25 protein-coding genes are annotated in these 25558 nt (G+C 72.9%); 10 read left to right on the forward strand and 15 right to left on the reverse strand.

The genetic code is table 11. The annotated features are described in order from the left end of the window. Positions 1–5 precede the first annotated feature (5 nt). The 3 genes from CFP66_RS40755 (at position 6) to CFP66_RS40765 (ending at position 1291) form a co-directional block, all read left to right on the forward strand. On the forward strand, positions 6–455 hold the full coding sequence (locus tag CFP66_RS40755) for a MarR family winged helix-turn-helix transcriptional regulator (protein ID WP_094930723.1): 450 nt from the start codon (positions 6–8) through the stop codon (positions 453–455). A gap of 95 nt (positions 456–550) precedes the next feature. After that, positions 551–1030 carry a DUF2269 family protein gene (locus CFP66_RS40760; RefSeq protein WP_094930724.1) on the forward strand — a complete coding sequence of 160 codons (480 nt, stop codon included), beginning with the start codon at positions 551–553 and terminating at the stop codon, positions 1028–1030. Positions 1031–1033: 3 nt separating this feature from the next. Next, a complete protein-coding gene (locus CFP66_RS40765) occupies positions 1034–1291 on the forward strand; it encodes a DUF3817 domain-containing protein (RefSeq protein ID WP_094930725.1) in 258 nt (85 codons plus the stop codon). Here the strand turns inward: CFP66_RS40765 and fahA are convergent. The 4 genes from fahA to CFP66_RS40785 are packed head-to-tail and all read right to left on the reverse strand — an operon-like array spanning position 1263 to position 6254. After that, positions 1263–2480 carry a fumarylacetoacetase gene (gene fahA, locus CFP66_RS40770; RefSeq protein WP_233160125.1) on the reverse strand — a complete coding sequence of 406 codons (1218 nt, stop codon included), beginning with the start codon at positions 2478–2480 and terminating at the stop codon, positions 1263–1265. The two genes, CFP66_RS40765 and fahA, sit on opposite strands and share 29 nt — an antisense overlap. Continuing rightward, entirely contained in the window at positions 2447–3646 is a 1200-nt protein-coding gene (locus CFP66_RS40775; RefSeq protein WP_094930726.1) for a homogentisate 1,2-dioxygenase, read from the reverse strand. The genes fahA and CFP66_RS40775 overlap by 34 nt, the downstream gene beginning before the upstream one ends. Then, positions 3621–5267, reverse strand: coding sequence for an FAD-dependent monooxygenase (locus CFP66_RS40780; protein WP_094930727.1), 1647 nt, complete (start codon positions 5265–5267; stop codon positions 3621–3623). Before CFP66_RS40780 ends, CFP66_RS40775 begins: the two co-directional genes overlap by 26 nt. Positions 5268–5294: 27 nt before the next feature. Further along, positions 5295–6254 carry an MBL fold metallo-hydrolase gene (locus CFP66_RS40785; protein WP_094930728.1) on the reverse strand — a complete coding sequence of 320 codons (960 nt, stop codon included), beginning with the start codon at positions 6252–6254 and terminating at the stop codon, positions 5295–5297. Positions 6255–6434: 180 nt separating this feature from the next. On the opposite strand from CFP66_RS40785, the gene CFP66_RS40790 reads away from it, so the two are divergent. After that, positions 6435–7265: an alpha/beta fold hydrolase gene (locus CFP66_RS40790; protein WP_094930729.1), complete on the forward strand. Its 831-nt coding sequence runs from the start codon at positions 6435–6437 to the stop codon at positions 7263–7265. On the opposite strand, the gene CFP66_RS40795 is transcribed toward CFP66_RS40790, so the two are convergent. Then, entirely contained in the window at positions 7219–7737 is a 519-nt protein-coding gene (locus tag CFP66_RS40795; RefSeq protein WP_094930730.1) for a CGNR zinc finger domain-containing protein, read from the reverse strand. The genes CFP66_RS40790 and CFP66_RS40795 overlap by 47 nt on opposite strands. 100 nt (positions 7738–7837) lie before the next feature. Here CFP66_RS40795 and CFP66_RS40800 point away from each other — a divergent pair, with 100 nt between their 5' ends. From CFP66_RS40800 to CFP66_RS40815, 4 genes are all read left to right on the forward strand, one after another. Beyond that, positions 7838–8725, forward strand: coding sequence for an alpha/beta fold hydrolase (locus tag CFP66_RS40800; protein WP_094930731.1), 888 nt, complete (start codon positions 7838–7840; stop codon positions 8723–8725). 70 nt (positions 8726–8795) lie between these two features. Then, a complete protein-coding gene (locus CFP66_RS40805; protein WP_094930732.1) occupies positions 8796–9518 on the forward strand; it encodes an SDR family oxidoreductase in 723 nt (240 codons plus the stop codon). Next, positions 9515–10216 carry a FadR/GntR family transcriptional regulator gene (locus CFP66_RS40810; protein ID WP_094930733.1) on the forward strand — a complete coding sequence of 234 codons (702 nt, stop codon included), beginning with the start codon at positions 9515–9517 and terminating at the stop codon, positions 10214–10216. Before CFP66_RS40805 ends, CFP66_RS40810 begins: the two co-directional genes overlap by 4 nt. Before the next feature lie 22 nt (positions 10217–10238). Beyond that, a complete protein-coding gene (locus CFP66_RS40815) occupies positions 10239–11672 on the forward strand; it encodes a sulfatase (protein ID WP_094930734.1) in 1434 nt (477 codons plus the stop codon). An 11-nt stretch (positions 11673–11683) separates the two neighbouring features. Here the strand turns inward: CFP66_RS40815 and CFP66_RS40820 are convergent, their stop codons facing one another. The 9 genes from CFP66_RS40820 to CFP66_RS40860 form a co-directional block, all read right to left on the reverse strand. After that, the gene (locus CFP66_RS40820; RefSeq protein WP_143517554.1) at positions 11684–11899 is read right to left on the reverse strand and encodes a hypothetical protein; all 216 of its coding nucleotides are present in this window, start codon (positions 11897–11899) and stop codon (positions 11684–11686) included. A 117-nt stretch (positions 11900–12016) separates the two neighbouring features. Continuing rightward, the gene (locus CFP66_RS40825; RefSeq protein WP_094930736.1) at positions 12017–12874 is read right to left on the reverse strand and encodes an alpha/beta fold hydrolase; all 858 of its coding nucleotides are present in this window, start codon (positions 12872–12874) and stop codon (positions 12017–12019) included. Positions 12875–12889: 15 nt separating this feature from the next. Further along, positions 12890–13513 (reverse strand): FMN-binding negative transcriptional regulator, encoded by a 624-nt coding sequence (locus tag CFP66_RS40830; protein ID WP_094930737.1) that lies wholly within the window; start codon positions 13511–13513, stop codon positions 12890–12892. Continuing rightward, the gene (locus CFP66_RS40835; RefSeq protein ID WP_094930738.1) at positions 13506–14303 is read right to left on the reverse strand and encodes an ABC transporter ATP-binding protein; all 798 of its coding nucleotides are present in this window, start codon (positions 14301–14303) and stop codon (positions 13506–13508) included. The genes CFP66_RS40830 and CFP66_RS40835 overlap by 8 nt, the downstream gene beginning before the upstream one ends. After that, positions 14300–16051, reverse strand: a complete 1752-nt coding sequence (locus CFP66_RS40840) for a dipeptide/oligopeptide/nickel ABC transporter permease/ATP-binding protein (RefSeq protein ID WP_094930739.1) — start codon at positions 16049–16051, stop codon at positions 14300–14302. The genes CFP66_RS40835 and CFP66_RS40840 overlap by 4 nt, the downstream gene beginning before the upstream one ends. Before the next feature lie 2 nt (positions 16052–16053). After that, positions 16054–17076 carry an ABC transporter permease gene (locus CFP66_RS40845; RefSeq protein ID WP_198962015.1) on the reverse strand — a complete coding sequence of 341 codons (1023 nt, stop codon included), beginning with the start codon at positions 17074–17076 and terminating at the stop codon, positions 16054–16056. A 4-nt stretch (positions 17077–17080) separates the two neighbouring features. Continuing rightward, positions 17081–18676, reverse strand: a complete 1596-nt coding sequence (locus CFP66_RS40850) for an ABC transporter substrate-binding protein (protein WP_094930740.1) — start codon at positions 18674–18676, stop codon at positions 17081–17083. Next, positions 18673–20298 (reverse strand): hydantoinase/oxoprolinase N-terminal domain-containing protein, encoded by a 1626-nt coding sequence (locus tag CFP66_RS40855; RefSeq protein WP_094930741.1) that lies wholly within the window; start codon positions 20296–20298, stop codon positions 18673–18675. Before CFP66_RS40855 ends, CFP66_RS40850 begins: the two co-directional genes overlap by 4 nt. Continuing rightward, positions 20295–21389 carry a DUF917 domain-containing protein gene (locus CFP66_RS40860; RefSeq protein ID WP_094930742.1) on the reverse strand — a complete coding sequence of 365 codons (1095 nt, stop codon included), beginning with the start codon at positions 21387–21389 and terminating at the stop codon, positions 20295–20297. The genes CFP66_RS40855 and CFP66_RS40860 overlap by 4 nt, the downstream gene beginning before the upstream one ends. A gap of 73 nt (positions 21390–21462) precedes the next feature. On the opposite strand from CFP66_RS40860, the gene CFP66_RS40865 reads away from it, so the two are divergent. Both CFP66_RS40865 and CFP66_RS40870 read left to right on the forward strand, forming a co-directional pair. Then, positions 21463–22974, forward strand: coding sequence for a CdaR family transcriptional regulator (locus tag CFP66_RS40865; protein ID WP_094930743.1), 1512 nt, complete (start codon positions 21463–21465; stop codon positions 22972–22974). A 700-nt stretch (positions 22975–23674) separates the two neighbouring features. Beyond that, entirely contained in the window at positions 23675–24946 is a 1272-nt protein-coding gene (locus CFP66_RS40870) for an HNH endonuclease signature motif containing protein (protein WP_094930744.1), read from the forward strand. 254 nt (positions 24947–25200) lie between these two features. Here the strand turns inward: CFP66_RS40870 and CFP66_RS40875 are convergent, their stop codons facing one another. Beyond that, positions 25201–25557 (reverse strand): cupin domain-containing protein, encoded by a 357-nt coding sequence (locus CFP66_RS40875; protein ID WP_094930745.1) that lies wholly within the window; start codon positions 25555–25557, stop codon positions 25201–25203. Position 25558 lies beyond the last annotated feature (1 nt).

The following is a 25558-nucleotide window of genomic DNA, read 5'->3' on the forward strand; positions in this document are numbered from 1 at the left end:
GGGCGATGCCGGCCGGCAATGATCTTCCCACCCCCAGCCCCGCCATCCTGATCATGATGTTGGGCCGGCAGCTGCGCACGGAGATCGAGCGCGATCTCGCCACCTCGGGGCTCACGCTCCGGCACCTGTCCGCGCTCGGGCACCTGGGGCGGGAACCCGGGCTGTCCTACAGCGAGCTCGCCCGCCGCGCGGGCGTCACCGCGCAGAGCATGCAAGCCACCCTGCAGCAGCTCGAGACGCTCGGCGCGGTCGAGCGCCGCACCCCACCCGGCCGCGGCCGCACGGCCGAGCTGCACCTCACCGACACCGGACGTCGGCTCCGCACCGCCGGCCTGGAGACCGTGGCCGCCGCCGACCGGCAGCTCCTCGCCGCGCTGCCCGATCAGGACGCCACCGCGGTGGGCCCGCTGCTGATGCAGCTCCTCGACGCCCACCGCCCCGAGCCCCGCTCCTGACGACCGGGCAACCGAAGCCGCGACCTCACGCGCCGCGAGTTACAGCTAGGCTGTAACCTGAGTTTCAGTCGAGCTGAAAGCACGGAGGTCTGCCGATGAACGCGGTCCTGCTCTCGCTGCACGTCCTGGCCGCCATCATCGCCATCGGGCCGATCTGCGTGGCGGCCAGCATGTTCCCCGCCGAGGCGCGCCGCGCCCTCGGCGACCACGCCGCCACGCGCCTGGTGGTCCTCGCCCGCATCTCCCGCGTCTACGCAGCCGTCGGGATCGCCGTACCCGTGCTCGGGATGATGACCGCCGCGTCCATGGACGTCCTGTCCCAGACCTGGGTGATCGTGTCCATGGGGCTCACCCTCGTGGCCGCCCTGGTGCTCGCCTTCGTGGTGCTCCCCCGCCAGCAGAGCCTGCTCGCCGACGTCACCGCGCACTCCGGGGCCGGGGCCGGGGCCGACGTCGCGGTGATCGCGCGGCAGAAGATCGGCGGGCTCGCGATGGCGACCGGCGTGTTCAACCTGCTGTGGGCCGCGGTGACCGTCCTGATGATCGTGCGACCCGGCTCGACCACCGGGGTGTGAGGCGTGAACACCCGCGTTCTGGCCCTGCTCGCCGCGGTCGAGTTCGGCACGCTGCTGGTACTCCTGGTCAACCTCGCCACCGTGCACGTCCCGGTCGTGGCGACGCTCCTCGGGCCGCTGCACGGCTGCGCCTACATCGCGGCGATCATCGGAACCGCCATGTGCGCGGGACCGACGAGCCGGCCCACGCTGCTCAGCCTCGTCCCCGGGGTCGGCGGCGCGCTCGCGGTGGTCACCCTGCGGGCAGGATGGTCCCGGTGACCTCGCCGAAGCCGATCCGGGTGCCCCCCGGGCCCGGTGCGGCGGCGGAGATGGTGACCACGTCGCCGTCCCGGAGGAAGGTGCGCTCCTCCCCCTTCACCGTCACCGGTTCCTTCCCGCCCCAGGTCAGCTCGATGAACGCGCCGCGCTGGCGCCGCTCGGGGCCGGAGACGGTGCCGGAGGCGAACAGGTCGCCCGTCCGTGCCGACGCACCGCCCACGGTCATGTGCGCGAGCATCTGCGCCGGCGACCAGTACATCTCGCGGTAGGGCGGGCGCGTGACCTCCTCACCGTTCCACTCGACCACGAGCTCGACGTCCAGACCCCGGTCCTGGCCGCCGCGCAGGTAGTCCAGTGGCTGCGGATCCTGCTCGGGCAGCGGCACCCGGGCGGCCTCCAGCGCGGCGAGCGGCACCACCCACGGGCTGATCGAGGTGGCGAAGCTCTTGCCCAGGTTCGGGCCGAGGGGCACGTACTCCCAGGCCTGGATGTCGCGGGCGGACCAGTCGTTGACCAGAACCGCCCCGAACACGTGCTCGGCGAACGCGTCGACGTCGATCCGCTCCCCCAGCTCCGACCCCACGCCGACGAGGAAGCCGAGCTCGGCCTCGATGTCGAGCCGCTGCGACGGCCCGAAGGTCGGTACGGCCTCGTCGGGCGCCTTGCGCTGGCCGGACGGGCGGACGATGCCGGTGCCCGAGACCACCACGGTGCCGGCCCGGCCGTGGTAGGCCACCGGCAGGTGCTTCCAGTTCGGCAGCAGCGGCTCGGCGTCGGGCCGGAACAGCCGCCCGAGGTTGGACGCGTGGTGCTGCGAGGCGTAGAAGTCCACGTAGTCCGCGACCTCGACGGGCAGGTGCAGGGTCACGTCGCGGACCGGGTGCAGCGCCTCGTCGGGCAGGTCCGCGGCCACGAGCGCGGTGATCCGTTCGCGGACCTCGGCCCACCGTGCCGGGCCCTGAGCCATGAACGGGTTGAGCGACGCGGCGGAGAACACCCGGTCGGCGCCGTCGTCGTCGAGCAGCACCGACAGGTCGATCACCGTGTCGCCGAGCCGGACGCCGATCCGCGGAGCGCCCGCGGCCACGGAGAAGACGCCGTAGGGCAGGTTGTGCGGCCCGAACGGGGAGCCGTCCGGGATGCGGATCGTGGTGCTCACGACGCGGGGCCCCGCCCGGACCAGGTCCACGCGTAGTTCGGGTCCTCGCTCGCCACGGCCCCCTCCCCCAGCTCCAGCGGGCGGAACGTGTCGACCATGACGGCGAGCTCGTCGAAGAACTCCGCGCCCAGCGCCCGCTCCATCGCCCCGGGCTGCGGACCGTGGGCGTAGCCGCCGGGGTGCAGGCTGATCGAGCCCTGCCCGATCCCCGATCCCTTGCGGGCCTCGTAGTCACCGCCGCAGTAGAACATCACTTCGTCGGAGTCGACGTTGGAGTGGTAGTAGGGCACCGGCACGGCCAGCGGGTGGTAGTCGACCTTGCGCGGCACGAAGTTGCAGATCACGAAGTTGTCGCCCTCGAACACCTGGTGCGCGGGCGGCGGCTGGTGCACCCGCCCGGTGATCGGTTCGAAGTCGTGGACCGAGAACGTGTACGGGTAGAGGCAGCCGTCCCAGCCGACGACGTCGAACGGGTGCGTGGGGTAGGTATAGCGGGTGCCGGTGACCCCCCGCGAGCCGCGGTGCTTGACCAGCACCTCGACGTCGCTCCCGTCGACCAGCAGCGGCCCGTCCGGCCCGTGCAGGTCGCGCTCGCAGTACGGGGCGTGCTCCAGCAGCTGCCCGTACCGCGACAGGTAGCGCTTCGGCGGGGCGATGTGCGAGTTGGCCTCGATCACGTAGCAGCGCAGCGGCTCCTCGCCGACCGGGACCCAGCGGTGCGTCGTCGCGCGCGGCAGCAGCACGTAGTCGCCCTGCCGCGCGGTGAGCGTGCCGAACACGGTCTCGACGGTGGCCGCACCGGCCTCCACGTAGACGCACTCGTCGCCGACGGCGTTGCGGTACAGCGGCGAGGCCTCCCCCGCCACCACGTAGGAGATGCGCACGTCGCCGTTGCCCAGGACCAGCCGCCGCCCCGTGACGACGTCGGCGCGCTTGCCCTCCTCCCCCGGGAACAGCGCGTGCAGCTGCAGGTGCCGCGCCAGGAGCGGCCGGTTCTCGGTGGTGCTCTGGTCGGGCAGCTCCCACGGCGTGGCGTCGACCACCGCGGACGGGATCGCCCGGTGGTAGAGCAACGACGAGTCGGACGAGAAGCCCTCCTCGCCCATCAGCTCCTCGTAGTACAGCCCTCCCTCGGGCGTGCGGAACTGGGTGTGCCGCTTGGGCGGGACCTCACCCGCTCGCCTGTAGTGCGCCATCGTGGCTCTCCTCCCGGGTTGCGGGGTGGGCGGCGGCGCGCCGCAGCGCCGCGGTGATCTCTTCGGTCGTCGGGTCCGTCAGGACGGCGGCGACGTGCGCGTCGGGCCGGACGACCCAGACCTCGCCCGGGCGGGCGCCGAGCGCAGCGCCGAGCGTGCCCTCCCGGTCGCCGGAGGCAGCGAGGTCCAGGACACGGACCGGGCCCGGCAGGGCCGCCGTGGCGTCCCGCACCGCGCCGGCGTCGACACCGACCGTCGTGAGCAGCAGGAACCCGTCCCGGGCGAGGGCCCGCGCGCGGCTGCGACCACCACCGGGAGCCGCGACGGGGGCGTCGGGCAGCAGCACCCCCGGCCCGGCGGGGGGAGCCTGCCCGCGCGGGGGCCTGCCGAGGAAGGGCCGGCGCGCGGTGGGGGTGGTCAGCGGGGAGTCGACGTACCAGAACGGCTCCGCGAGCCGGCCGGAGTCCACCCGCGCACGGCTTTCCGGGTCGGTGGCCGCGGCCGCGAGGACCTCGGCACGCCGGCGGGCCTGCGCGTCGTCGTGCGGCACGAGGAAGTCCATCGTGGCGGTCGTGACCGCGACGTTCTCCACGGCGGCGGCGTGCCGCTCGTGGTGGTAGGTCTCGAGCAGCTCGTCGGGCGCCCAGCCGTGCCCGACGTATGCGATCTTCCACGCCGCGTTCTCCGCGTCGGCGACCCCGGAGTTGAGTCCCCTGGCACCGAACGGCGAGACCAGGTGCGCGGCGTCTCCGGCGATCAGGATGCGGCCGCAGCGCATGCGGTCGACCACGCGGCACTGGAACCGGTACACCGACTTCCACACGATCTCGTACTCCCGCTCACCGATGATCTTCCGGATCCTGGCGTCCAGGGCACCGGAAGCCACCTCGGCGTCGAGGTCGTAGCCGACCGGGACCTGCCAGTCGATGCGGAAGGTCGAGTCGGGGCAGGGGTGGATGAGGACCTGGCGGCCCGGGTTCCACTCGGGATCGAAGTAGAAGCGGCGCTCGGTGGCCCAGCCGGGGAGGTCGGCGCGGATGTCGCAGATCAGGAAGCGGTCGTCGAAACTGCCCCCGTCGAAGCTCACCCCGAGCAGGGCGCGCAGCTCGTCGCTGCGGGCTCCGGCGCACACGACGAGGTAGGGCGCGCGGACCTCGACGGGCCCCGATGGGGTCCGGCAGCGCAGCACCACCTCGGCGTCGTCCTGGGCGACGTCGACCACGTCGTGGCCCCAGCGCACGTCGACGAGGGCCTCCTGCGCGATGCGCTCGTCGAGGATCTGCTCGGTGCGCGACTGGGAGATGTTCACGAACGGCGGGAACGCCGGGCTACCGGGCTCGGCCAGCTCGATCGCGAACAGCTCCGCGTCGCGGTGGAAGGTGCGGGCGGTGGTCCAGGTGACCCCCTCGTCGGCGATCCGGCGGCCCGCGCCGACCGCCTCCCAGATGTCGAGGACGTCGCGCTGCTGGCAGATCGCCTTGGAGCCGATCCGGTCCCGCCGCGGGCGCTGGTCGAGCACCACGGACGGCACGCCCCAGCGCGCGAGGAGCAGGGCGGTGGACTGGCCGACCGGGCCTGCCCCGAGGACGGCGACCGGGTCGTGAGGCCAGGTGGAGGACATCAGGACTCCCGTCGTCGCGCCGAGGACTCAGCCCTGCAGCTGGGCCCAGACCTCCTGGTCGCGCTCGGCCGTCCAGATCACCGGGCGCTCGATGCCCGACAGCTCGTCCCACAGCCGTGAGACGTCGAAGGGCAGGCAGTGCTCGAAGATCGGCCACTGCCCGTAGTCGTCGACCAGCGCGGCGTGGGTGGCCTCGAAGGCCTCCTTGAGCGTGCCTCCGCGGCCGTGGACCGCCCCGACCTGATCGATCATGACATGGAGGAAGCCCCGGGTCTGCTCGATCGCGGCGTCCACCTCCGCGCGGCCACGGCTGACGGCGCCGCGCCCGCCGACCAGCTGCTCGGCGCCGAGGGACTTGACGCGGTCGAGGGTCGCGCCCGCCCAGTCGCGGTGGAAGGCGTCGCCGGTGTACAGGGCGGCTTGGGCCTCCACCAGGTCCCCGGCGAACAGGATCCGCTGTCGCGGCAGCCACGCGGTGAGGTCGCCCTCGGTGTGGCCGCGACCGTGGTACTGCAGCACGAGGTCGCCCCGGTCGCCGCCGAGGTCGATCGTGAGCCTGTCGGCGAAGGTCAGCGTGGGCCAGGTGAGCCCGGGCACGGAGTCCGCGGCCTCGGCCAGGCGCGGCATCCGCGCGAACTCGGACTCCCAGTCCTGCTTGCCCCGCTCGGCCACCAGGTCCCGGGTGATCTCGTGGGAAACGATGATCTCGGCGTCGAACGCGCTGGCACCCAGGACGCGCACGGCGTGGTAGTGGCTCAGCACGAGGTAGCGAACGGGCTTGTCGGTGTGCTCGCGCAGCGTCGCGAGCCACTTCTGCGCGGCCACCGGGGTGGCGAGGGCCTCGAAGCAGACGAGGAAGTCCTCGCCCTCGATCGCCCCGATGTTCGGATCCCCCTCGGCGGTCAGGGCGTACACGCCCTCGGCGAGCACCTCGAGGGTCTGCTCCTTGGCGGCGCTGTCGGCGGACGACGCGAACGGCTTGGCCATGGGCTTCCTTTCCACGATCGGACGGTAGAAGACCGGGACGAGGTAATCAAACCTTTGAACGTCTTCCCGAAGTGATGCCGGTCACAGCCGAGGGCCGGTTCCATGCTACGACGCGGACCGGCGGTGAGCCGGGAACATTCGTCCAAGCCGACTGCACGCACCGGCGGCGACAGTTCCCCCATGACCGTTCCCGATGACTCCACCCTGCGCCTGGACGACGGCGAGATCCACGTGCTCCAGGACGGCCCCCGCGACGCCCCCGCGCTCCTGCTCATCCACGGAACCGCCGTGTCGGCCCGCTCGTGGGAGCCGATGGTCCCGCTGCTGACCGGGTCCCACCGGGTCATCCGCATCGACCTGCCGGGCTGCGGCCGGTCGGCCAGACCGGACGGTGCGAGCTACGCGGTCCCGGACCAGGCTCGCCGGGTCGGTGAGGCACTGGACCGGCTCGGGGTCCGGCACGCCGTCGTCGTCGGCCATTCCAGTGGTGGGGTGGTTGCCACCGCCCTCACCGAGCAACGGCCCGACCTCGTCACCGCGGTCGCGCTCCTCAACACCGGACCCGACATGGCCGCCTACATCGCGCAAGACGTCGCCGTCCGGGCGGCGTCGTGGGCGGACCTGACCGACGACCAGGTGCGCCAGGCCATCAGCGACGGGTTCCACGCGGGCTACGAGATCCCCCAGGCGTTCGTGGACCAGTTCCGCGACGTCGACTTCCACGTGTTCGCCGCGACTTCGCAGGCGGTCCGGGCGTACCTCGACGCGCAGGGGCTTCCGGAACGGCTTGCACCCCTGCGCAAGCCGCTACTGGTGCTCTTCGGCGAGGAAGACCGCAGGTGGCGCGCGTCATCAGCCGCCGACTACCGCGCCGTTCCCGGGGCGACGATCGAGATGCTGCCCGGTGTCGGACACTCACCCAACCTCGAGGATCCGCCGCGGACCGCCGAGTCCCTCTTGGCGTTCACCGCGACGCGTGACGGGAGCGCTCGTAGTGGCGCCGCGCCTTGAGCCGGTTGCCGCAGACCTTCATCGAGCACCACCGCGCCCTGTTCGGCTTGCTGCGGTCCAGCAGGAACAGCCGGCACTCCTCGTTGGCGCAGGCCCGCAGCCGGCCGGGCATCGACTCCTGCACCCGCCCCCACGCCAGCAACGCGCGGGCGGACGAGCGTTCGTCGTCCGCCACGTCGAGCCGCCACGACAGCCCGCCCTGCACGATCTCGGGACGCAGGCGCACACCGTCGAGCATCGGGGCCAGCACTTCGGGCGCCTCCACGCCTCCGACGACGGCCTGCAGCCGGTCCCGCACCTGGCGCAGGTGCGCGACCTCGGCCGCCGACCCGACGCCGCCCCGGGCCCGCACCCATGCCCGCGACCCACGGTCGTCGGCCAGCAGATCCCGCTGCCCGCTGTCGACGACGGGTGTGCTGTTCAGCAGGTCGAGGAGCAGCGACTCGTCCTCGTGAGCGACCGGATCCGCCATGCGCCCATTCTAACCCTTTCAGGACTATTGACAAGTTAGGTCCGTCTGAGGTGTGCTGTCGCCGGCACCTAACCGTCAATCTGCCTTCAAGGAGTTAGAGATGACCGAGATCCACCACCGGACAGCGACCGTGAACGGTCAGCGGGTCTTCTACCGGGAGGCCGGCCCCGCCGACGCGCCGGTCCTCCTGCTGCTGCACGGCTACCCGACGAGCTCGCGGATGTTCCGGCACCTGATCCCCGCGCTCGCGGACCGGTACCACGTCATCGCCCCCGACCACGTCGGGTTCGGGCGGTCCGCCGCCCCGGCGGCCACCGAGTTCGACTACACCTTCGACGCGCTGACCGACGTCACCGAGGCCCTGCTCGACGAGCTCGGGGTCGAGCGGTTCGCGATGTACGTGCAGGACTACGGCGCACCCATCGGCTGGCGCCTGGCGCTGCGACGCCCCGCCGCGGTACAGGCGATCATCAGTCAGAACGGCAACGCCTACGACGAGGGCTTCGTCGACTCCTTCTGGTCCCCGCTGTGGGCCTACGCCCGGGCGCCGGGTCCCGACACGGAGGGCCCCGTGCGCGGCGCCCTCACGCTCGACGCCATCCGGTGGCAGTACCTCACCGGGGTGTCCGAGCCCGATCTGGTCGACCCCGACACCTGGGTGACCGACCACGCCGAGGTCAACCGGCCGGGCGTCCCGGAGATCCAGCTCGCGCTCTTCCGCGACTACGCGACCAACCCGCCGCTCTACCCCGCGGTGCACGACTACTTCCGCAGCAGCCGGGTGCCGCTGCTGGCGATCTGGGGCAACGGCGACGAGATCTTCGGTCCGGCCGGGGCCACGGCCTTCGCCCGCGACCTGCCCGACGCCGAGATCCACCTCCTCGACGGCGGCCACTTCCTGCTCGAGAGCGCCCTGGACACCGCCGTGGGTCACATCCGCGACTTCCTCGGCCGCACGGTCGGCGCAGCCCGATCCGCTGCCGCCTGACGTCGGCCGCGCTCGCACCCCCGGAGGCAATAAGCATACTATTCGTGGCCAACCGAGGGCGGAGGCGGCGATGGACGACGAGCACGTGGTGTGGGTGACGGGCGGCGGTACCGGGATGGGCGCAGCCGTAGCCCGCTCGGCGGCGGCACGGGGGTGGGCGGTGGCCGTCAGCGGCCGGCGACCCGAGCCGCTGGACGACGTGGCCGGCGGGATCGCGCGCGACGGCGGACGCGCGCTCGCCCTCCCGGTCGACGTGCAGGACCCGGCGGCCGTCGCCGCCGCCCGGCAGGCGGTGCTCGACACATTCGGCCGCCTCGACGCCGTGGTGCTGTCGGCGGGGCGCAACAGCCGGCAGCGGAGCTGGTCCGACCAGGACATGGACGTGTTCGACGACATCGTGCGCACCAACCTCACCGCCGCCGCGCGGGTGGTCGACGCCGCGCTGCCCGACCTGCGCGCCACGGGGGGCAAGATCGTGATGATCTCGTCCGTCGCGGGATGGCGGTTCTCGCCGGGCGCCGGCGTCGCCTACAGCGCCAGCAAGACCGCGCTCGGTTCGCTCACCAAGTCGATCAACGACCAGGAAGCCGAGCACGGCGTGCGCGCCTGCCACCTGTGCCCCGGCGACGTCGCCACGGACTTCCTGGAGCAGCGCCCGTCCGTGCCCGACGCCGCGGCGCGCGCCGTGATGCTCACGCCCGAGGACATCGCGGCTGCCGTGCAGTACGTGCTGGACACGCCGGCCCACGTGCGCGTGGACGAGCTCGTCGTCTCGCCGATCTCGCAGCGGTGACCGGCGGGGCCGGTGGGCACGCCAGCACCTACGACCGCGTGCTGCACGCGATCGGCTCCGCGATCGTCAGCGGGGCGTTGCCCGAGGGCCACACCGACACCGTGGAGGGGCTGACGGGGCGCACCGGCGCCTCGCGCAGCATCGTGCGGGAGGCCCTGCGCGTGCTCGGTGCGCTGGGCATGATCAGCGCCGGGCGCCGGGTCGGGGTGAAGGTGCTGCCGCGGGCGACGTGGAACGTGCTGGACCCGCTGGTGATCCGCTGGCGCCTCGCCTCGCCGGAGCGGGCGGCCCAGCTGGCCGAGCTGCGCGCGCTGCGCCGGGCGGTCGAGCCGGAGGCGGCCCGGCTGGCCGCCCACCGGCCCGCGCCCGACCAGGTCGAGCACCTGCGCGAGGCCGCCGCGCACCTCGCCACGTCCCAGGGCGCCGAGGAGTTCCTCGTCGCCGACCGGCGGTTGCACGGCCTCGTGCTCGCCATGTCCGGCAATGCGATGTTCGTACGCCTGCAGGCCGTGGTGGACGAGGCGCTGCGCGAACGCGCCCACCGCCCCGATCGTCCCGACCACGCGGTGCCGCACGACGTCGAACTGCACCTCGCCGTGGCCGAGGCCGTCGCGCGGCACGACGGCGACCGGGCCGCGGCGCTGATGCGCACGATCATCGACCGGACCGCAGGCGACGAACACGGCCCACACACCTGACCAGGCGCAGGAAGGAAACCCCATGCCCGACGGGCGACCCAACATCGTCTTCGTCATCACCGACCAGCAGCGGTTCGACACGATCGCCGCGCTCGGGCACGAGCACGCGATCACACCGAACCTGGACCGGCTGGTGGCGCGCGGCACGGCGTTCACCCGGACCTACGTGACCGCGCCGTCGTGCGCCCCGTCGCGGGCGAGCCTGTTCACCGGGCTCTACCCGCACACCACCGGCGTGCTGCGCAACAACGACCCGTGGCGGCACTCGTGGGTCGAGCGGCTCAACGAGTCCGGCTACCGGTGCGTGAACGTGGGCAAGATGCACACGTTCCCCTACACCGCGCCCGTCGGCTTCCACGAGCGTCACGTGGTGGAGAACAAGGACCGGTCCAACCCGAAGCTGCCGTTCTTCCTCGACGAGTGGGACAAGGCGTTCCACGCCCGCGGGCTGGTCAAGCCGGACCGGGCCACGAAGTACCGCGCGATGCCGGACTACCGCGACCGGCTCGGCGCGTTCGTCTGGGACGCGCCCGACGACCTGCACGCCGACAACTTCGTCGGCGGACTCGCCGCGCACTGGCTCGACGTGTACCCCGGCGCGGAACCGTTCTTCCTGCAGGTCGGCTTTCCCGGCCCGCATCCCCCGTACGACCCCACTCAGGAGCACCTCGACAGGTTCGCCGACGTGGACGTGCCGCTCCCCCACGACTCGGAGGAGGACCGCGCGAGCCAGCCCTACGCGCTGAAGGACCTGCGCCGGGACAACCTCGAGGTCGACCACGACGCCGTCGTGCACCTCGAACACCCCACCGAGGAACAGCTGCGCCGCCAACGCACGCACTACCTGGCGAACGTCTCCATGATCGACGAGCAGGTCGGCGTCCTGGTCGACGCCCTGGAACGTCGCGGCGTCCTCGACGACACCGTCGTGATCTTCACCTCCGACCACGGCGACTGCCTCAACGACCACGGCCACATCCAGAAGTGGTCGATGTACGAACCGAGCGTGCGGGTGCCCGCCATCATCGCCGGCCCCGGCGTGGTCGCCGGTCAGGTCCTCGACGGCCTGACCGCGCTGATGGACCTCGGCCCGACGATCCTCGAACTGGCCGGCCTGGAGCCGCCGGGGTGGATGGAGGCGCGCTCCCTGGTCCCGGCCCTGCACGGCGAGCAGTGGCAGGGCCGCGAGTACGTCTTCTCCGAGCACGCGAAGGACATGATCCTGCAGAAGACCGAGCTCATGACCATGGTGCGCGACGAGACCCTGAAGCTCGTCGAGTTCGTCGACGACACCGACGGGCAGCTGTTCGACCTGGCAGCCGACCCGTGGGAGCAGAAGAACCTCTGGAACGACCCCACCTACGCGCAGGACCGCGCACGCCTGTCACAGGTGATCGCTCGTTGGCGCGCGGAGAGCGGGCTGCGCACCGCGGGCTGGAAGGCGACGTTCCGCTGAGTGGCTCGCCGTCAGTCGTCGTCCAGCTCGGTCGCGTGACCGGAGGGAGCCGCATACGCCGCTTCCCACCGCTCCCGACGTTCGGCCGCGAGATCCGCCAACCGCGGCCGCCGTACCGCATCGACGATCCGGAGGACGACCACGCCGACCGAGAAGGCTTCGAAGCAGACGAACATGAACCGGATCATCGGCGTGATGTCGACACCCATCGACTGCGCCAGCAGCATGATCATTTTCGACTCCCCGGGCCCGCCCTCGTGCAACCAGTGTCGGACGGCCGGCGACGAACGCTACGGATTCACGGGAGCCTGCGAAACAACCGCCCGTTCGAGTGACACCGGGGTTCAGGTCCCGGTCGCGAGCTCCTCGCCGCGGCGCGCCGTGCGCGCGATCGCCGCCACCAGGTCCGGCCACAGCTCCCACGGGACGAGGTGGCCCATGTCGGGGTGGATCTGCAGTTCCGCGCCGGGGATCGCCTCGGCGGTGTCGACCGCGGCGCACCAGTGCAGCACGTCGTCGTCGCGGCCGTGCAGCACGAGCGTCGGGACGGTCACCGCGCGCAGGCGCTCGAGCCGCTCGGGGGCGCGCCGCAGCGCCGCCCACTGCCGCACGTACCCCTCGGGGGCGTAGCCGCGGTCGTAGGCCTCCCCGGCCGCCCAGACCATCCACTCCTCCTGCCAGCGGTAACGCTGGGGAACGCTCGGCCGGAACGCCCCGGACGCCGCCGCCACGACCTCCTCGCGCGTGCGCCGCGGCGGCACGACCCGCAGCTCCTCGCGCTCGCCGTGCAGGATGTAGCGCGGGTCCCGCCCCGGGATGGAGCTGAGCAGCCCGAGGCTGCGCACCCGCTCGGGGTGCTCGATCGCGACCATCTGCGCGATCATCGCGCCCATCGAGTGCCCCACGAGGTGACCGGCCGCCGCGCCGAGGTCGTCGAGCACCCGGACGACGTCGTCGCCCATGTCGGAGAGGTCGTAGCCACCGTCGACGTCCTCGCGACCGCCGAAGCGCTGCGAGTAGCCGGTGTCGCGGTTGTCGATCCGCACCACCCGGAAGCCCTCGGCCACCAGGAGCGCGACGAGGTCCTCGTGCCACGCGATCAGCTGTGCGCCGCCGCCTGCGATGAGCACGACGACGGGGTCGGTGGTCTCCCCCGTCACGTCGTAGAAGATCTCGATCCCGTCGGCCTTCGCGTACGGCATGTCGTCGGTCCCTTCCTAGCCGCGTGCAGCGCGGCGCATCCGCTGCGCCAACGCCGGATTGCGGTACGGGCCCGGAGCGTCGAGGGCGGCGAGGACGCGGTCGACGACCTCGGCGGGCTTGTCCTGGCTCATCTTGTCCTTCGCCTCGATGCGGGTGACCGGCAGCCGGAAGCCGGCGGTGCCGCGCGCGGTCCGCTCGGCGTAGGCGGCGTTCTCGGGGGTGGCGCGCAGGCGGAACGGCGTGGGCAGCGGGTCCTCGAACCGGTCGACGAGCCGTTCCAGCACGGCGAGGTTCTCGGCGTCGGAGAGCAGCTCCGGGGTGCCGTAGGCGTGCACGACCGCGAAGTTCCAGGTGGGCGCCGCGCGGTCGACCCCGTACCAGCTCGGCGAGACGTAGCCGTGCGGGCCGGAGAACACGACCACGACCTCCGACTCACCGAGCCGGTGAGCGCGCTCGTCCGGGCGGCCGACGTGGCTCAGCAGGACGAGACCGTCCGTGCCTTCGTCTATCAGGAAGGGGTAGTGCGAGACAACGAGCCCGTCGGGCGTGGCGCTGGCCATCACCGCCCACGGGTGCGCCCGGATCAGCGCGCGCACCTCGCCGGGATCCGTGAGGGCGTAGGCCGGATTGCTACGCATCGACGGCGTCCTCCAGGTCGTCCTCCAGGTCGAGGGGCCGTCCCATGACCGGCACGGACCGGAGCAGCTCGGACGTGTAGTCGTCGGTGGGGGCGGCGAGCACCGTCCCGGTGGGCCCGTGCTCGACGATGCGCCCCGCGCGCATCACGCTCACCTCGTCGCTGACGTAGCGCACCACGGCCAGGTTGTGGGAGATGAACAGCATCGTGAGCGCGAGCTCGTCCTGCAGCTCGCGCAGCAGGTTCAGCACCACTCCCTGCACCGACACGTCGAGGGCGGAGGTGATCTCGTCGGCGACCAGGACCGCCGGGTCGGCCGCGAGCGCCCGAGCGATCGTGATGCGCTGCCGCTGCCCGCCGGAGAAGGACGCGGGCAGCTCGCCCGCGCGCCCGGGGTCGACGTGCACCCGCTCCAGCAGCGCGCGCACCCGCGCCTCCCGGTCCGCCCGGGTGAGCCGCTGCCCGGTCGCGAGCAGGCCCTCCGCGACCGAGAGCCCCACCGGCATCCGCGGGTCGAGGGCGGCGAGCGGGTCCTGGAACACCATCTGGACCCGCCGACGCGCCGGTGCCCGCCTCATGAGGTCGGCACCGTCGAGGGTGATCGTGCCGGCGGACACCGTCGCCATGCCGACGGCTGCGCGCGCGAGCGTCGACTTGCCCGACCCGGACTCGCCGACGAGCCCGTGGGTGGTGCCCGTCCGCACGGTGAGGTCGACGCCGTCGACGGCGAGCTGCGCCCGCCGGCCCCGGCCGTAGGCGACCCGCACGTCGCGGAACGCGAGTTCACTCATGCCCGGGCCTCCTCGAGCAGCGGGCCGGAGGGGGACTCGCCGGCCTCCTCGAGCACGGGAAGCGGGCGGGAGCGGTCGGTCGTCAGGTCGGGCACGCAGGCGATGAGCCCGCGGCTGTAAGGGTGGCGCGCCTCGTGCAGCCGGCGCGCGTCGAGCTCCTCGACCACGACGCCCCCGCGCATCACCACGACGCGGTCGCAGAAGCCGCTGACGAGCGCGATGTCGTGCGAGATGAGCAGGATCGCCGCGCCGGTCGTGCGCTGCGCGTCGCGCAGGGCCCGCAGCACCTGCCGCTGCACGGTGACGTCGAGGGCGGTGGTGGGCTCGTCGGCGATGATGAGCCGGGGTGAGCCCATCAGCCCCATCGCGATCATCGCCCGCTGGCGCATCCCGCCCGAGAACTCGTGCGGCAGCCGGCGCAGGCGCTGTTCCGGCTCGGGGATGCGCACGAGCCGCAACATCTCCACGGCCCGGCGCAGGGCGTCCGGTCGCGGTGTCCGGGCGTGCGTCTCGCTCGCCTCGCGCAGCTGGAGCCCGACCGGCAGCGCCGGGTTCATGCTGCTCTGGGGGTCCTGGAAGACCATGGCCTGCTCGAGCCCCAGCGTCCGGCGGTCCGCGGCGCCGAGCGGGCGCGCCATGTCGATGCCGCGGAACCGCAGCCGGTCGCTCGTGACGAGCGCGTCCGGGCCCAGCAGCCCCGCCACGGCCATCGCCGTGACCGACTTGCCCGATCCCGACTCCCCGACGATGCCCACGACCTCGCCGTCGTCGACGTGCAGGTCCACGCCGTGCACCCGCTCGACGAGCCCGCCACCGGGCGTGCGGAACGCGACGCGCAGCGCGGCGACGTCGACCACGGCCCCCTTCTCGAGGGGTTCGTCCGGCTCCGCGGCCGCGGGCGGGCGGACCGCCCGCACCGGCCTGCGGCGACCGCCGCGTTCGCTGAGCAGCTCGCCCAGCAGCGCGAAGACCACGCCGGTGAGAACGATCGCGATCCCCGGGCCGATCGCCGCCATCGGCGCGAGGTAGATCCGCTGCGATCCCTCGTTGAGCAACCGCCCCCAGTCGAACTCGGGTGCCTGCACGCCGAGGCCGAGGAACGACAGCGCGGCGAAGGACAGCAGCGTGACCGATGCGTGCGTCGCCGTGTTCACGACCAGCGGCGGCACGATGTTCGGCAGCACGTGGCGGGCGGCCGTGCGCAGCGGTGAGCTGCCGAGCATCCGGGCGGCGTGCACGTACTCGGCGCTCGCCACCGACGACGCCAGCGTGGTGACCAGGCGGGCGAACACCGGTATGCCCGCGACGCCGACGGCCAGCATCGCCCCGGTCGCCGTCGCGCCCCAGATCACCGAGAAGAACAGCGCGAGCAGCAGCCAGGGGAAGGACAGCAGCACGTCGATGAGCCCCCCGACCAGACGCCGCGCCACCCGCGGCAGCAGCGCCGCAACCACCCCGAGCAGGACCCCACCGACCACCGACATGGCCGTGGCACCGAGGGTCAGCAGCACCGAAAGCCGGGTCGCCACCAGCACGCGGGCCAGCAGGTCGCGGCCGAGCTCGTCGGTGCCGAAGGGGTGCGCGAGGCTCGCCGGGGACTGGCGCTCCGCGATGTTGCGCGCGGTCGCCGCGTCGCCGAAGAGCGCCTCGCCGAACACGGCGACGAGGGTGACGACGAGCAGGCCTGCCAGTACGGCGATCCCCTGCGGGGTGAGCAGGGTGCGGCGCAGTGCGGATGTCGTCGACATGATCACGCCTCCGCGATCGCGGACCGCGGGTCCAGCACGGCCAGCGCGAGGTCGATGAACAGGTTGGCGGCCAGGACGAGGGCGGCGTAGACGAGCACGAGGCCCTGGATGAGCGGGTAGTCGCGGGTGGCGATGGACGAGACGATCGTCGAACCGATGCCGGGGATCACGAAGACGGTCTCGACGAGCACCGTGCCCGCGACCAGGCCGGTCAGCACGACGCCGCCCGCGGTGAGGCTCGCGGTGACGATGTTGGGCAGCGCGTGCCGCGCGTACAGCAGGCGCGCCGGGAGGCGCTTGCTGCGCGCCGTGGTGAGGTAGGGCGCGGCCAGCACCCGCAGCATCTCGACGTGCACGATGCGCGCGAGGTAGGCCAGCGGCCCGGCCGCCAGCGCGAGGACGGGCAGCACCGCGTGGACCGGCCCCGCCCACCCGGCCGGCGGGAGCATGCCGAGGCCGACGCTGAAGACGGCGATGAGCAGCACCGCGAGCAGGAAGTTCGGCACCGCGACGAGCACGCCCAGCAGCCCGGAGGCCGCGAGGTCCAGCGGCCGGTGGCGGCCGCCGTAGGCGGAGACGGCGGTCGCGACGCCGATCGGGAAGGCGCCGACCGCGGCCACGAGGAACGACGCGACGGCGAGCAGCAGGGTGGTCGGCAGCCGCTCGGCGAGGATCGCGGTGACCGGCCGCTGCGAGGTGACCGACACCCCGAGGTCGCCGGTGACCAGCCCGCCGAGGTAGCGGCCGAACTGCTCGCCGATCGGCCGGTCGAGCCCGAGCTGGACGCGCAGCGCCTCCACCGTCTCGGGCGGGGCCGTCGGCCCGAGCGCGGCCCGCACCGGGTCGCCCGGCACCAGTTGCACCAGGAAGAACGTGGCGACGAGCACCACGGCGATGCAGACGCCCGCGCGGGCGAGCCGCCGCGCCACGAACGCCGCCCGGGGCGAGTCCCACCCGGGGCCCCTGCGCGCGCCGGGAGACGGCGTGGGGAGCGGGGTGACCGGCGCCGTCGACGGGCCCGTCACGGCGTCAGCCCAGCATCCGGATCGAGGTGGGGGCGATCGAGCCCGGCATCTCGAACGTCGCGCCGCTCATGTACGTGGGCGTGCGGGTCTCGGCGAGCGGGAACACGTCCACGCGGTCGACGAGCTCGCGCTCGGCCTGCTGCCACAGCCCGCAGGCCTGCTCGGAGGAGCCGGCCGTGAACGCCTGCTGGGCGAGCGCCTCGTACTCCGGGTTGTCGACCGCCATGAAGTTGTACCCCCCGTTCTCCGAGGTCCCGCCGAGGAAGAACAGGCTCAGCACGACCGGACTGCTGGGCGTGAGCTGGATGAATCCGGTGTCCCAGTCGTAGCTCTGGTAGAGGTCGGTCGACCAGCCCGCCGGGTCCTCGGCCACCAGCTCGGTGGTGATGCCGAGCGCGTTCCACTCCTGCGCCACCTCCTCGGCCGCCGCCCCGTGCGACGGGGTGCCGCCGTCGTAGAGGAAGCGGATGGCAAGCGGCTGCCCGTCCTTCGACCGCAGCCCGTCGGGTCCGCGCACCCAGCCGGCCTCGTCGAGCAGCCCGTTCGCGGCGGCCACGTCCGTGGCCGGGAGCTCCCAGAGCGGGCCGCCCGCCACGCAGGTCAGTGGCGTCTTGTTGACCAGCGAGACCGATTCGACGTGGTCGCCGTCGGTCACCAGCTCGCCGACGGCGGCGCGGTCGAGGGCGAGCGTGAGGGCGCGGCGCACGCGCTCGTCGGCGGTCGGGCGGTCGGGACGCTCGTTGAACAGCATCTCGCCGATCGGGTTGAGCACGCCCACCGACCCCAGCCCGGCGGCCTCGATGCGCTGCCGGTCGGCGCCGGCGATGGAGGCGGCGTTCAGCTCGCCGGAGAGCAGGAGGTTCGTCGCGGTCGCCTCGTCCGTGACGACGCGACCGACGATCTCGTCGGGCAGCCCCGGGGTGTCGCTCGTGACGCCGTCGGGGCCCCAGGTGTATCCCTCGCGCCTGGTGTAGGTGTAGGTCGACCCGGGCGTGGCCGCCGTGAGCCGGTAGAGCGCGGTGCCGTTCGTCGTGTCGGCGAGCGACTCGGGGTCGTCGAGCCCCGCCTGGCAGACCATCTCGACCGCGCCGGTGCTCGCCAGCAGGAACGGGTTGCTCGTCGGGCTGGTGATCGTGAGGTTGGCGCCCTCGGCCGTGGCGGTCATGCCCGCGGTGATGTTCGAGCCGTGCCAGAACGTGCCGTGCGCCGGGTCGGCCTGGTAGGCGATGTTCGCGGCCGCGGTCTGCGCGGTGAACGGGGTGCCGTCGGCGCAGGTGATCCCCGGCTTCAGCGCGTAGGTGATCGAGGTCGGCGTCTCCTGCCAACTCTCGGCGAGCCACGGGATGATCTCCCCGTCGGCGGTGGTGTAGGCCAGCGACTCGTAGCCGTAGGGCACCAGCCCGCGCTGGACGAGCGAGACACCGGTGAGCGGCGAGAGGTTGCCCGGGTCGTCGTTCAGCGCGACGGTGAACGTGGCGCCCGAGGCCGGCTCGCCGGTGCCGCCGCCCGAGGGCTGGGAGAACACCGCGCCGCACCCGGTGAGCGCGATCGCGGCGGCCGAGGTGACGGCCACGACTGCCGCGCGGGCCCTGCTCCTCATGATGGTGTGCCCTTCGTCGCCGACAGCGCGGGTGAGCTGGTCCGTTCGATCCGGGCGAGCGGCCCGGCGGCCTTGACCGAGACCTTCAGCGTCGGGCGGGTGCTGTAGGAGATCGGCGTCTCGAGCACGTCGACGACCTCGACGGCGCGCGGGTCGGCCCCCGCCTGGATGGCGCGGTCGACGGCCTGGCGGCTCGCGGCGTCGATGGCGGCGGACCGGTCGGCGACGTCGCACAGCTGGTCGGCGCGGCCGCCGGCGAGCGCGATCGCGGCCCCGACCGCGTTGGCGACGTCGCCGCGCTGCGGCCGCACCACCTCGCTCGCACCGGAGACCGTGTCCGGCACCAGGAAGCCGCCGCCCCCGACGACCACGAGCGGCAACCCGACGCGGCCCAACGACATCCGCTCCACGGCGGACTCGATGCGGTCGTGCGCCACCTGCAGAGCGCGCCCGAGAGCGGCGCCGGTGGCGGCGTCGAGCGTCGGGAGGGCGTGGCCCGGGATCGTGGCGGGCGCGCCGACCGCGGCGGCGTCGGTGAGCGTCGCGGTCGGACCGCCGAACAGCAGGGCCTCCGTGCTGATGCGGTGGCCGACCGAGTCCGTGAGCGGCACGCCGCGCTCGAGGTCGACGATCGAGCCGCCACCCAGGCCGAGGCTCAGGATGTCGGGCATCCGGAAGTTGGTGCGCACGCCGCCGATCTCGCGTGGCAACGTCGACTCCCGCGGGAAGGCGCCGGTCAGCACACCGAGGTCGCTGGTGGTGCCCCCGACGTCCACGATGATCGCGTCGTCCGCGCCGGAGAGCCGGGCGGCGCCGCGGATCGAGTTGGCGGGCCCGGAGCCGATGGTGAGCACCGGGTAGCGGGCGGCGTAGTCGAGCGCCATGAGCGTGCCGTCGTTCTGGGCGAAGAACGGCGCCGCGTCGAGGCCCTCCTCGTCGACGACGGTGACCAGGGCGTTCGTGACGTCCCGGGCGACGCGGTGCAGGGCGGCGTTGAGCACGGTCGCGTTCTCGCGCTCCAGCAGCCCGAGCGCGCCGACCTCGTGGCTCAGCGACACCGGCACATCGACCCCGACGTGGTCGTGCACGAGCGCCGCGACCTCGAGTTCCTGCTCCGGGAACGACGGGCCGAAGATCCCGCACACCGCGACCGCGTCGAAGCGGCCCTCGAGCCCGTCGAGGAAGCGGCGGATGGCGCCGGGATCGAGCGGCGAGATCGGATGACCGTCGACGAGGTGCCCGCCGCCGGCGAGCAGGGCGCCCGCGAGCACGGTGTCGCGCAGGTCGGCGGGCCAGCCGACCAGCGGGGGGTAACCGGTCGACGCCGGTGCGCCGAGGCGCACCACGGCGACGCGGCCCAGGTCGCGGCGGCGCACGATCGCGTTCGTCGCGTGGGTGGTGCCGAGCATGACGCGGGAGACCTGGTGACGCCGCTCGCCGATGTCGTGCAGCACGGCGGCGAGCGCGGCGCGGACACCGCCGGTGACGTCCGCCGTGGTCGGCTGCTTCGTCCAGGCGACGACGCCGCCGGCGCCGTCGAGCACGACCGCGTCGGTGTTGGTGCCGCCGACGTCCACGCCGACGGAGAGGTCGCGGCCGCTGTTGATCGGTGCGGCGTTCATCGCGCGGCCCCCGCCGCGACCGCGCCGAAGGGCGCGTAGTCGAGGTCGTAGCCGAACGCCCGCGGACCGGTCAGCTCGACGCCCCGTTCGGTGCGCCAGAGCGGGTCGCACGCCCAGGCCAGCACGCTGACGCGCTGGCCGAACCGCAGCAGCTCGGTGGAGATGGCCTCCCCGGTCTCGGAGTCCACGACCGTGATGAGGTCCGGCACGCTCACCGTGACCGCCCCGTCCTCGATGACCACCAGGTTCTCGTTCTGGATCTCCACGCGCACGAGGCGCCCGCGGTCCTCGCCGATGCCCTCGACGGTCGCCGAGCCGCGCGTGAAGCCACCGTCGGTCCGCCGCTCGATGTCGATCACCTTGCCGGCGACGACGATCGTCGCGCCGAGCTCGTCGGCGGTGTCCACCACCGGGTCCGCGGAATGCAGCAGCCGTCGCCCGACGCCGATCGCGCGGCTGACGGTCCCCTCGATGACGGCGCCCTTCGGGTCGGCCAGGTGGTGCGCACCGAGCGCGATGCCCCCGGCGGCGACCGTGAAGGCGCGGGCGTGGCGTTCCAGCCAGGCGAAGTCGAGCGTGCGGAGCGCGCTGACGTTGCCGACGACGTCGGTCAGGACCACGAAGTCGCGCGACCGGCCCGCGACGTTCATCGCGACCATCGTCGCCTCCGGGAACGCCCGGCCCATCCCGTCCGCGTCGAGCACGGCGAGCCCCATGTCCGCGGCCCAGCCGACCGGCGCGACGCCGTTGCCGCCGCCGATCTCGGTGGCCATGACCACGGTCACCGGGCGTCCGATCAGCCGCTCGACCTCGCGCAGCAGGGTCGAGGCCTGCGCGCTCGCGCCGAGCATCTCGATGCCGACCGACGGGGCGCCGATGCCCGACATGGCGATCACAGCGTCGTCCGGCCCGAGCTCGTCGACCCCCACGAGCCGCACCGGCCCGTGCCGGTCGATCGCGGACTCGGCCGCGAGCCGCGCCGTGTGCACGGCGCCGCCACCGCCCGTACCGAAGATCGCGGCACCGGCGGCGAGCGGCGCGACGTCGTCGCGGGTGATGCGCCGCGGAAGCGGTGGCGCCGGGGAGCTCATGGAGGGAGCCTAGGAACGGACGTGACCCCCGACAATGTGCTGATAACTCAGGGAATCCCGGCAGACTGTGCTGATGGCACAGGACCGCGCGACCCTCGACGGGATCATCGAGCAGGCCGAGCGGTTCGACGTCGCGGTACTCACGGGCGATCCGGGCGGCGTCGTCGTGGAGGGCGTCCAGATGCTGGCCGTCAACGATCTCGCCACGGCGTCGCGGGGGCACCTCGTCATCACGTCGCAGCCGGGTGCCGGGGCGCCGCTGCACGCCTACCAGATCGACATCGCGATCCGCCGCTGCATCGCGGCCGAGGTCGCCGCCCTCGTCCTCGCCGCCCCCGTCACGCTCGCGGAGACCGCGCGGGTGCTCGCCGAGCGCGCCGGCCTGCCGGTCCTCACCGCCGACGGGGCCCCGTCGGAGCTCGCCGTCTTCGTCGACCGCTGCGTGCGGCGTGGTGCTGCGGAGGCCATCGCGCGCGCGGAGCACGCCATCGCCACGGTCTGCGCGGTCGCCGAAGCGGGCGCGGCCGACGTGCGGGCGGCGCTCCTGGACGCCGCCACCTCCGCGCTCGGGGTGCGGCTGAGCGTGCGGGAGGACCCGGGCGTGCGCTGGACGGATCCCGACGCCGTCTGCATCGGGGAGGTGCCGATCGGCCGGCTCGTGGCCGAGCGCCGCGACCCGGCAGCCGCGATCGCGCTCCCGGTCGTCGCGGCGGTGCTCTCGCGCGCGGTCGCCCGCGAGTCGCAGGACCGCTACGGCCCGGTCCGCTCGCGCGCCGACCTCGTCATCGAGCTGCTCCTCGCCGAGTCCTCGCGCCTGGACGCGCTCGGGGTCGACGCCGCACGGGCCGGGCTGCCCGTGCAGCTGTCGCACTCCGTCGCCTGGGTGAGCCCGCGGCACCGCGGCGACGGCACGCGGCGCGCGTCCCCCGCCCAGCTCGCCGCCCTCGAGCTGCGCGCGCTGCAGCTCGTCGACGAACGCTCCGCCGGCGGGCACGACGAGACCTGGCACGTGGTCGGGTTCCACGACGACCTGCTGATGGTGGTGTCCGAGGAACCCGGCGCGCCGGACCAGCAGCGCCGGTTGCGCGAGGTGGTGGACCGGGTCGTCGAGGTCGCCTCGTCGATCACCGGAGAGGACTGGGCCTTCACCGTCGGGCTCGGCACGCCCCAGAACGGTGCGTCGGGGCTGCGGCAGTCCGCGACGGAGGCCCGGATCGCCGCCGAGTCCGCCGTCGCGGGCGGGCGCCTCGGCGCCACCGTGGTCACCGACGTCACCGGCCTGCGCCGGGTGCTCCTGGACTTCTCCGCGTCCCCGCTGAGCCGCACCCTGCTCGACGACGTCCTCGCCCCGCTCGACGCGCTCGGCCCCGAACGCTGCCTGGTGGCCGTGCGCACCCTGCTCGCCTACGTGAGCACCCGCAACTCCCTCGCCCGCGCCGCCGCCGCGCTCACCCTGCACCCCAACGCGGTCAACTACCGCATCCGCCGCATCGAGCAGACCCTGAACCTCGACCTGGACGACCCCGACACCCGCTTCTCGGTCGAGCTCGCCTGCCGGTTGCGGCTGGTGACGAGGGCGCGGTGAGCCGGCCGCCCCCGCGACCGCTTCCCGCACGTCGGCTCGCCGTCATGATCGCCAGGAGTGGTGCCACGGCGACAGATCTGTCGTCCCCACACCATTTCTGCTGATCATGGCCGTCGCGTTCCGCGGAACGCACCTTGCGATGGTCCCGATCCACCCCCTCACGGTGATCATCGGGCTGGTTCGAGGCGTGTTGACCCCCATGATCGGCGGGATTGGGACAGGGGCTGCAGGGGTGCGGCTCATGTCCCTCGTTCGCTGATCAAGGCCGTTGTCGGAGAGGTTCGGGAACGGCACCACAGCCAGGTGGGCACGGACCCGGCCGCCGCGGACTCGTCGAGAATGGGCCTGGGCCCGCGTCGGGGACGACTGTCCGGTCGACCACGGTATTCGTTGCTTGTACCCAACCCGGCCACCTTCGGCGCGGAGGTCGACCTCGGCGCCGGACCCACTGCGCGTGAGACCCCGGGCGGCGGCGGGGCAGGAAGTCTCGAGCCGGGAACGGCGCGCCCACTGCAACCCGGGCTACGAGGCAGAGGAGGATCGCCTCTGATAGACCGACAGAAGACGTTTGCGGCAAGGGCGGCCAACACTCGTTGTTCTGCTATCGAGATCATCTCGGCGCGCAACGTTCACTATTGCACACGGTGAACCACCCGAACAGACCCATGCCATCGAACACCTGTTCGACTAAACTGGAGGCATGTCCGCAGTCGCCCCCGCATACGAACACCTCCAAGAGGCGTTCGACGCATTCCGGCAGGCCGCGGAAAACCCCCTGACCTCAGACGCGGAACTGCTGTCGGTACTCACCATCGGTGAAGGCATGTCCCGACAACACGACCACCTCACCGTCTCCACCACCGCCGCCCTGCAACGGCGCGGCACGTTCGCCGAACGTGGCTATCGCAAACCCGAAGGCGCACTCACCGACCTGCTGGGATGCGACTCCTACGAAGCCCGCCGCCGCGTCGTGGCCGCCGAGCAGGCGTGCGAGCAGATCGGGCTCGACGGCACCGTGATCCCCGCCCGCCTCCCCGCGACGGGGAAGGCGTTCGCCGCCGGGCACGCCGGGCTGCGTCATGTCGAAGTCATCGCCGCCCTTCTCAACACTGCGGAGGCCGGGCGGATCACCGACTGGCAACGCGCGGGGCTGGAAGAGCAGCTGGCCGGGATGGCCGCCGAATACTCGCCCGGACAGCTACGCAAGCTGGGCACCCAGTTACTGGAGGCGCTGGACGGGGACGGCCCCGAGCCTGATGACAATCCGCCGGAGCCGGTCAACCGGCTGCAGGTCCGTAAGCGTCGCGACGGGTCGGGCGGCACGATCAGCGGTCAGTTCGACGACGCGGCGATGTTCGACGCGATCGCCACCGTGATCGACGCCAAGGCCAAGCCGCTCGGCCGCGATGATCAACGATCGACGGGGCAGCGTCAGGCCGAAGCCCTCGCCGACGCCTGCGGGTTCGTCCTCGCCCACGCCGACCACGCCACCCTCCCCGACGCCGGTGGGCGACGGCCGCACCTGAACGTGTTGATCCGGCTCGAGGACCTCGAAACCCGCGCCCGGTCGGCGATGCTCGACTTCGGCGGCCGCATGACCGCAGAGTCGTTGCGGATGCTGGCCTGCGACGCCGCCGTCGTACCCATCGTCATGAACGGCGCCGGACAGCCCCTCGACGTGGGGCGCTCCACCCGGGTGATCCCCGACGGGTTGCGCAGGGCGGTCACCGCCCGCGACCGTGGATGCGCCCACCCGGGCTGCGACCGGACACCATCGTGGTGCGAAATCCACCACATCTGGGAGTGGGAGTACGGCGGGCCCACCGAACTGGGCAACCTGGTGAGTCTGTGCAAAGTCCACCACCGCCTGATCCACGATTCCGGGTGGGTGGTGCGGATCCGTGACGGGTTACCCGAATTCATCCCACCGAAATGGATCGACCCGGAACAAAAACCCCGCCGGAATCCGTAGCACACGCTCCTCGACGTGGACGGATGGGGGCGGGCATCGCCGGCCCGTCACGCCGCGGACCGTGATCGGTCCGCGGCGCGTCTACCAGCGGTTAAACGGTGTTGCCCGTGCAGGGGTGCGGCTCATGTCCCTCGTTCGCTGATCAAGGCCGCCGTCGACGCTATTCGACTCGCCCGAGTCGCCACGACGTCGGCATGACCTTGAAAGCAGTGCGTTCCGCGGAACGCACCGGAGCATCGGAACGCTTTGCGTGGTCAGGTCCCCAAGGAACGGAGCCCGACGATCGTGCTCGGCTCGGCGTTCGGGTTCGGGCCGTAGACGGCGAGCATGCGGGCGTGCTCCGGAGCCCAGTAGCGGCCCCGGGAGCCGGCGGGCACCTGCACCACGGAGCCGGCGGGCACCTCCACCGTCTCTCCGTCGCAGGAGACCATGAGCGTGCCTTCGAGGACGTAGTTGAACTCGTCGTGCGGGTGCTCGTCGCTCCACTCCTGCGCGGTGAGCTCCCACTCCATCATCGCCACGCCCGACCACCCGGCGTCGCTCGGAGGAATGAGGACGCGGCTGTGCGTGGGGCCGCCCCGAGGGCGTCCGGAGAAGACCGTGGGTGCCATG

The organism is Pseudonocardia sp. MH-G8 (genome assembly GCF_002262885.1).
Lineage (GTDB): Bacteria > Actinomycetota > Actinomycetes > Mycobacteriales > Pseudonocardiaceae > Pseudonocardia.

Coding starts and splice junctions, on each gene's coding strand:
- CFP66_RS40755 (WP_094930723.1), top strand. CDS start 6: ATGCCGGCCGGCAATGATCTTCCCACCCCCAGCCCCGCCATCCTGATC.
- CFP66_RS40760 (WP_094930724.1), top strand. CDS start 551: ATGAACGCGGTCCTGCTCTCGCTGCACGTCCTGGCCGCCATCATCGCC.
- CFP66_RS40775 (WP_094930726.1), bottom strand. CDS start 3,646: ATGGCGCACTACAGGCGAGCGGGTGAGGTCCCGCCCAAGCGGCACACC.
- CFP66_RS40780 (WP_094930727.1), bottom strand. CDS start 5,267: ATGTCCTCCACCTGGCCTCACGACCCGGTCGCCGTCCTCGGGGCAGGC.
- CFP66_RS40785 (WP_094930728.1), bottom strand. CDS start 6,254: ATGGCCAAGCCGTTCGCGTCGTCCGCCGACAGCGCCGCCAAGGAGCAG.
- CFP66_RS40790 (WP_094930729.1), top strand. CDS start 6,435: ATGACCGTTCCCGATGACTCCACCCTGCGCCTGGACGACGGCGAGATC.
- CFP66_RS40795 (WP_094930730.1), bottom strand. CDS start 7,737: ATGGCGGATCCGGTCGCTCACGAGGACGAGTCGCTGCTCCTCGACCTG.
- CFP66_RS40800 (WP_094930731.1), top strand. CDS start 7,838: ATGACCGAGATCCACCACCGGACAGCGACCGTGAACGGTCAGCGGGTC.
- CFP66_RS40805 (WP_094930732.1), top strand. CDS start 8,796: ATGGACGACGAGCACGTGGTGTGGGTGACGGGCGGCGGTACCGGGATG.
- CFP66_RS40815 (WP_094930734.1), top strand. CDS start 10,239: ATGCCCGACGGGCGACCCAACATCGTCTTCGTCATCACCGACCAGCAG.
- CFP66_RS40820 (WP_143517554.1), bottom strand. CDS start 11,899: ATGCTGCTGGCGCAGTCGATGGGTGTCGACATCACGCCGATGATCCGG.
- CFP66_RS40825 (WP_094930736.1), bottom strand. CDS start 12,874: ATGCCGTACGCGAAGGCCGACGGGATCGAGATCTTCTACGACGTGACG.
- CFP66_RS40830 (WP_094930737.1), bottom strand. CDS start 13,513: ATGCGTAGCAATCCGGCCTACGCCCTCACGGATCCCGGCGAGGTGCGC.
- CFP66_RS40835 (WP_094930738.1), bottom strand. CDS start 14,303: ATGAGTGAACTCGCGTTCCGCGACGTGCGGGTCGCCTACGGCCGGGGC.
- CFP66_RS40840 (WP_094930739.1), bottom strand. CDS start 16,051: ATGTCGACGACATCCGCACTGCGCCGCACCCTGCTCACCCCGCAGGGG.
- CFP66_RS40850 (WP_094930740.1), bottom strand. CDS start 18,676: ATGAGGAGCAGGGCCCGCGCGGCAGTCGTGGCCGTCACCTCGGCCGCC.
- CFP66_RS40855 (WP_094930741.1), bottom strand. CDS start 20,298: ATGAACGCCGCACCGATCAACAGCGGCCGCGACCTCTCCGTCGGCGTG.
- CFP66_RS40860 (WP_094930742.1), bottom strand. CDS start 21,389: ATGAGCTCCCCGGCGCCACCGCTTCCGCGGCGCATCACCCGCGACGAC.
- CFP66_RS40865 (WP_094930743.1), top strand. CDS start 21,463: ATGGCACAGGACCGCGCGACCCTCGACGGGATCATCGAGCAGGCCGAG.
- CFP66_RS40870 (WP_094930744.1), top strand. CDS start 23,675: ATGTCCGCAGTCGCCCCCGCATACGAACACCTCCAAGAGGCGTTCGAC.
- CFP66_RS40875 (WP_094930745.1), bottom strand. CDS start 25,557: ATGGCACCCACGGTCTTCTCCGGACGCCCTCGGGGCGGCCCCACGCAC.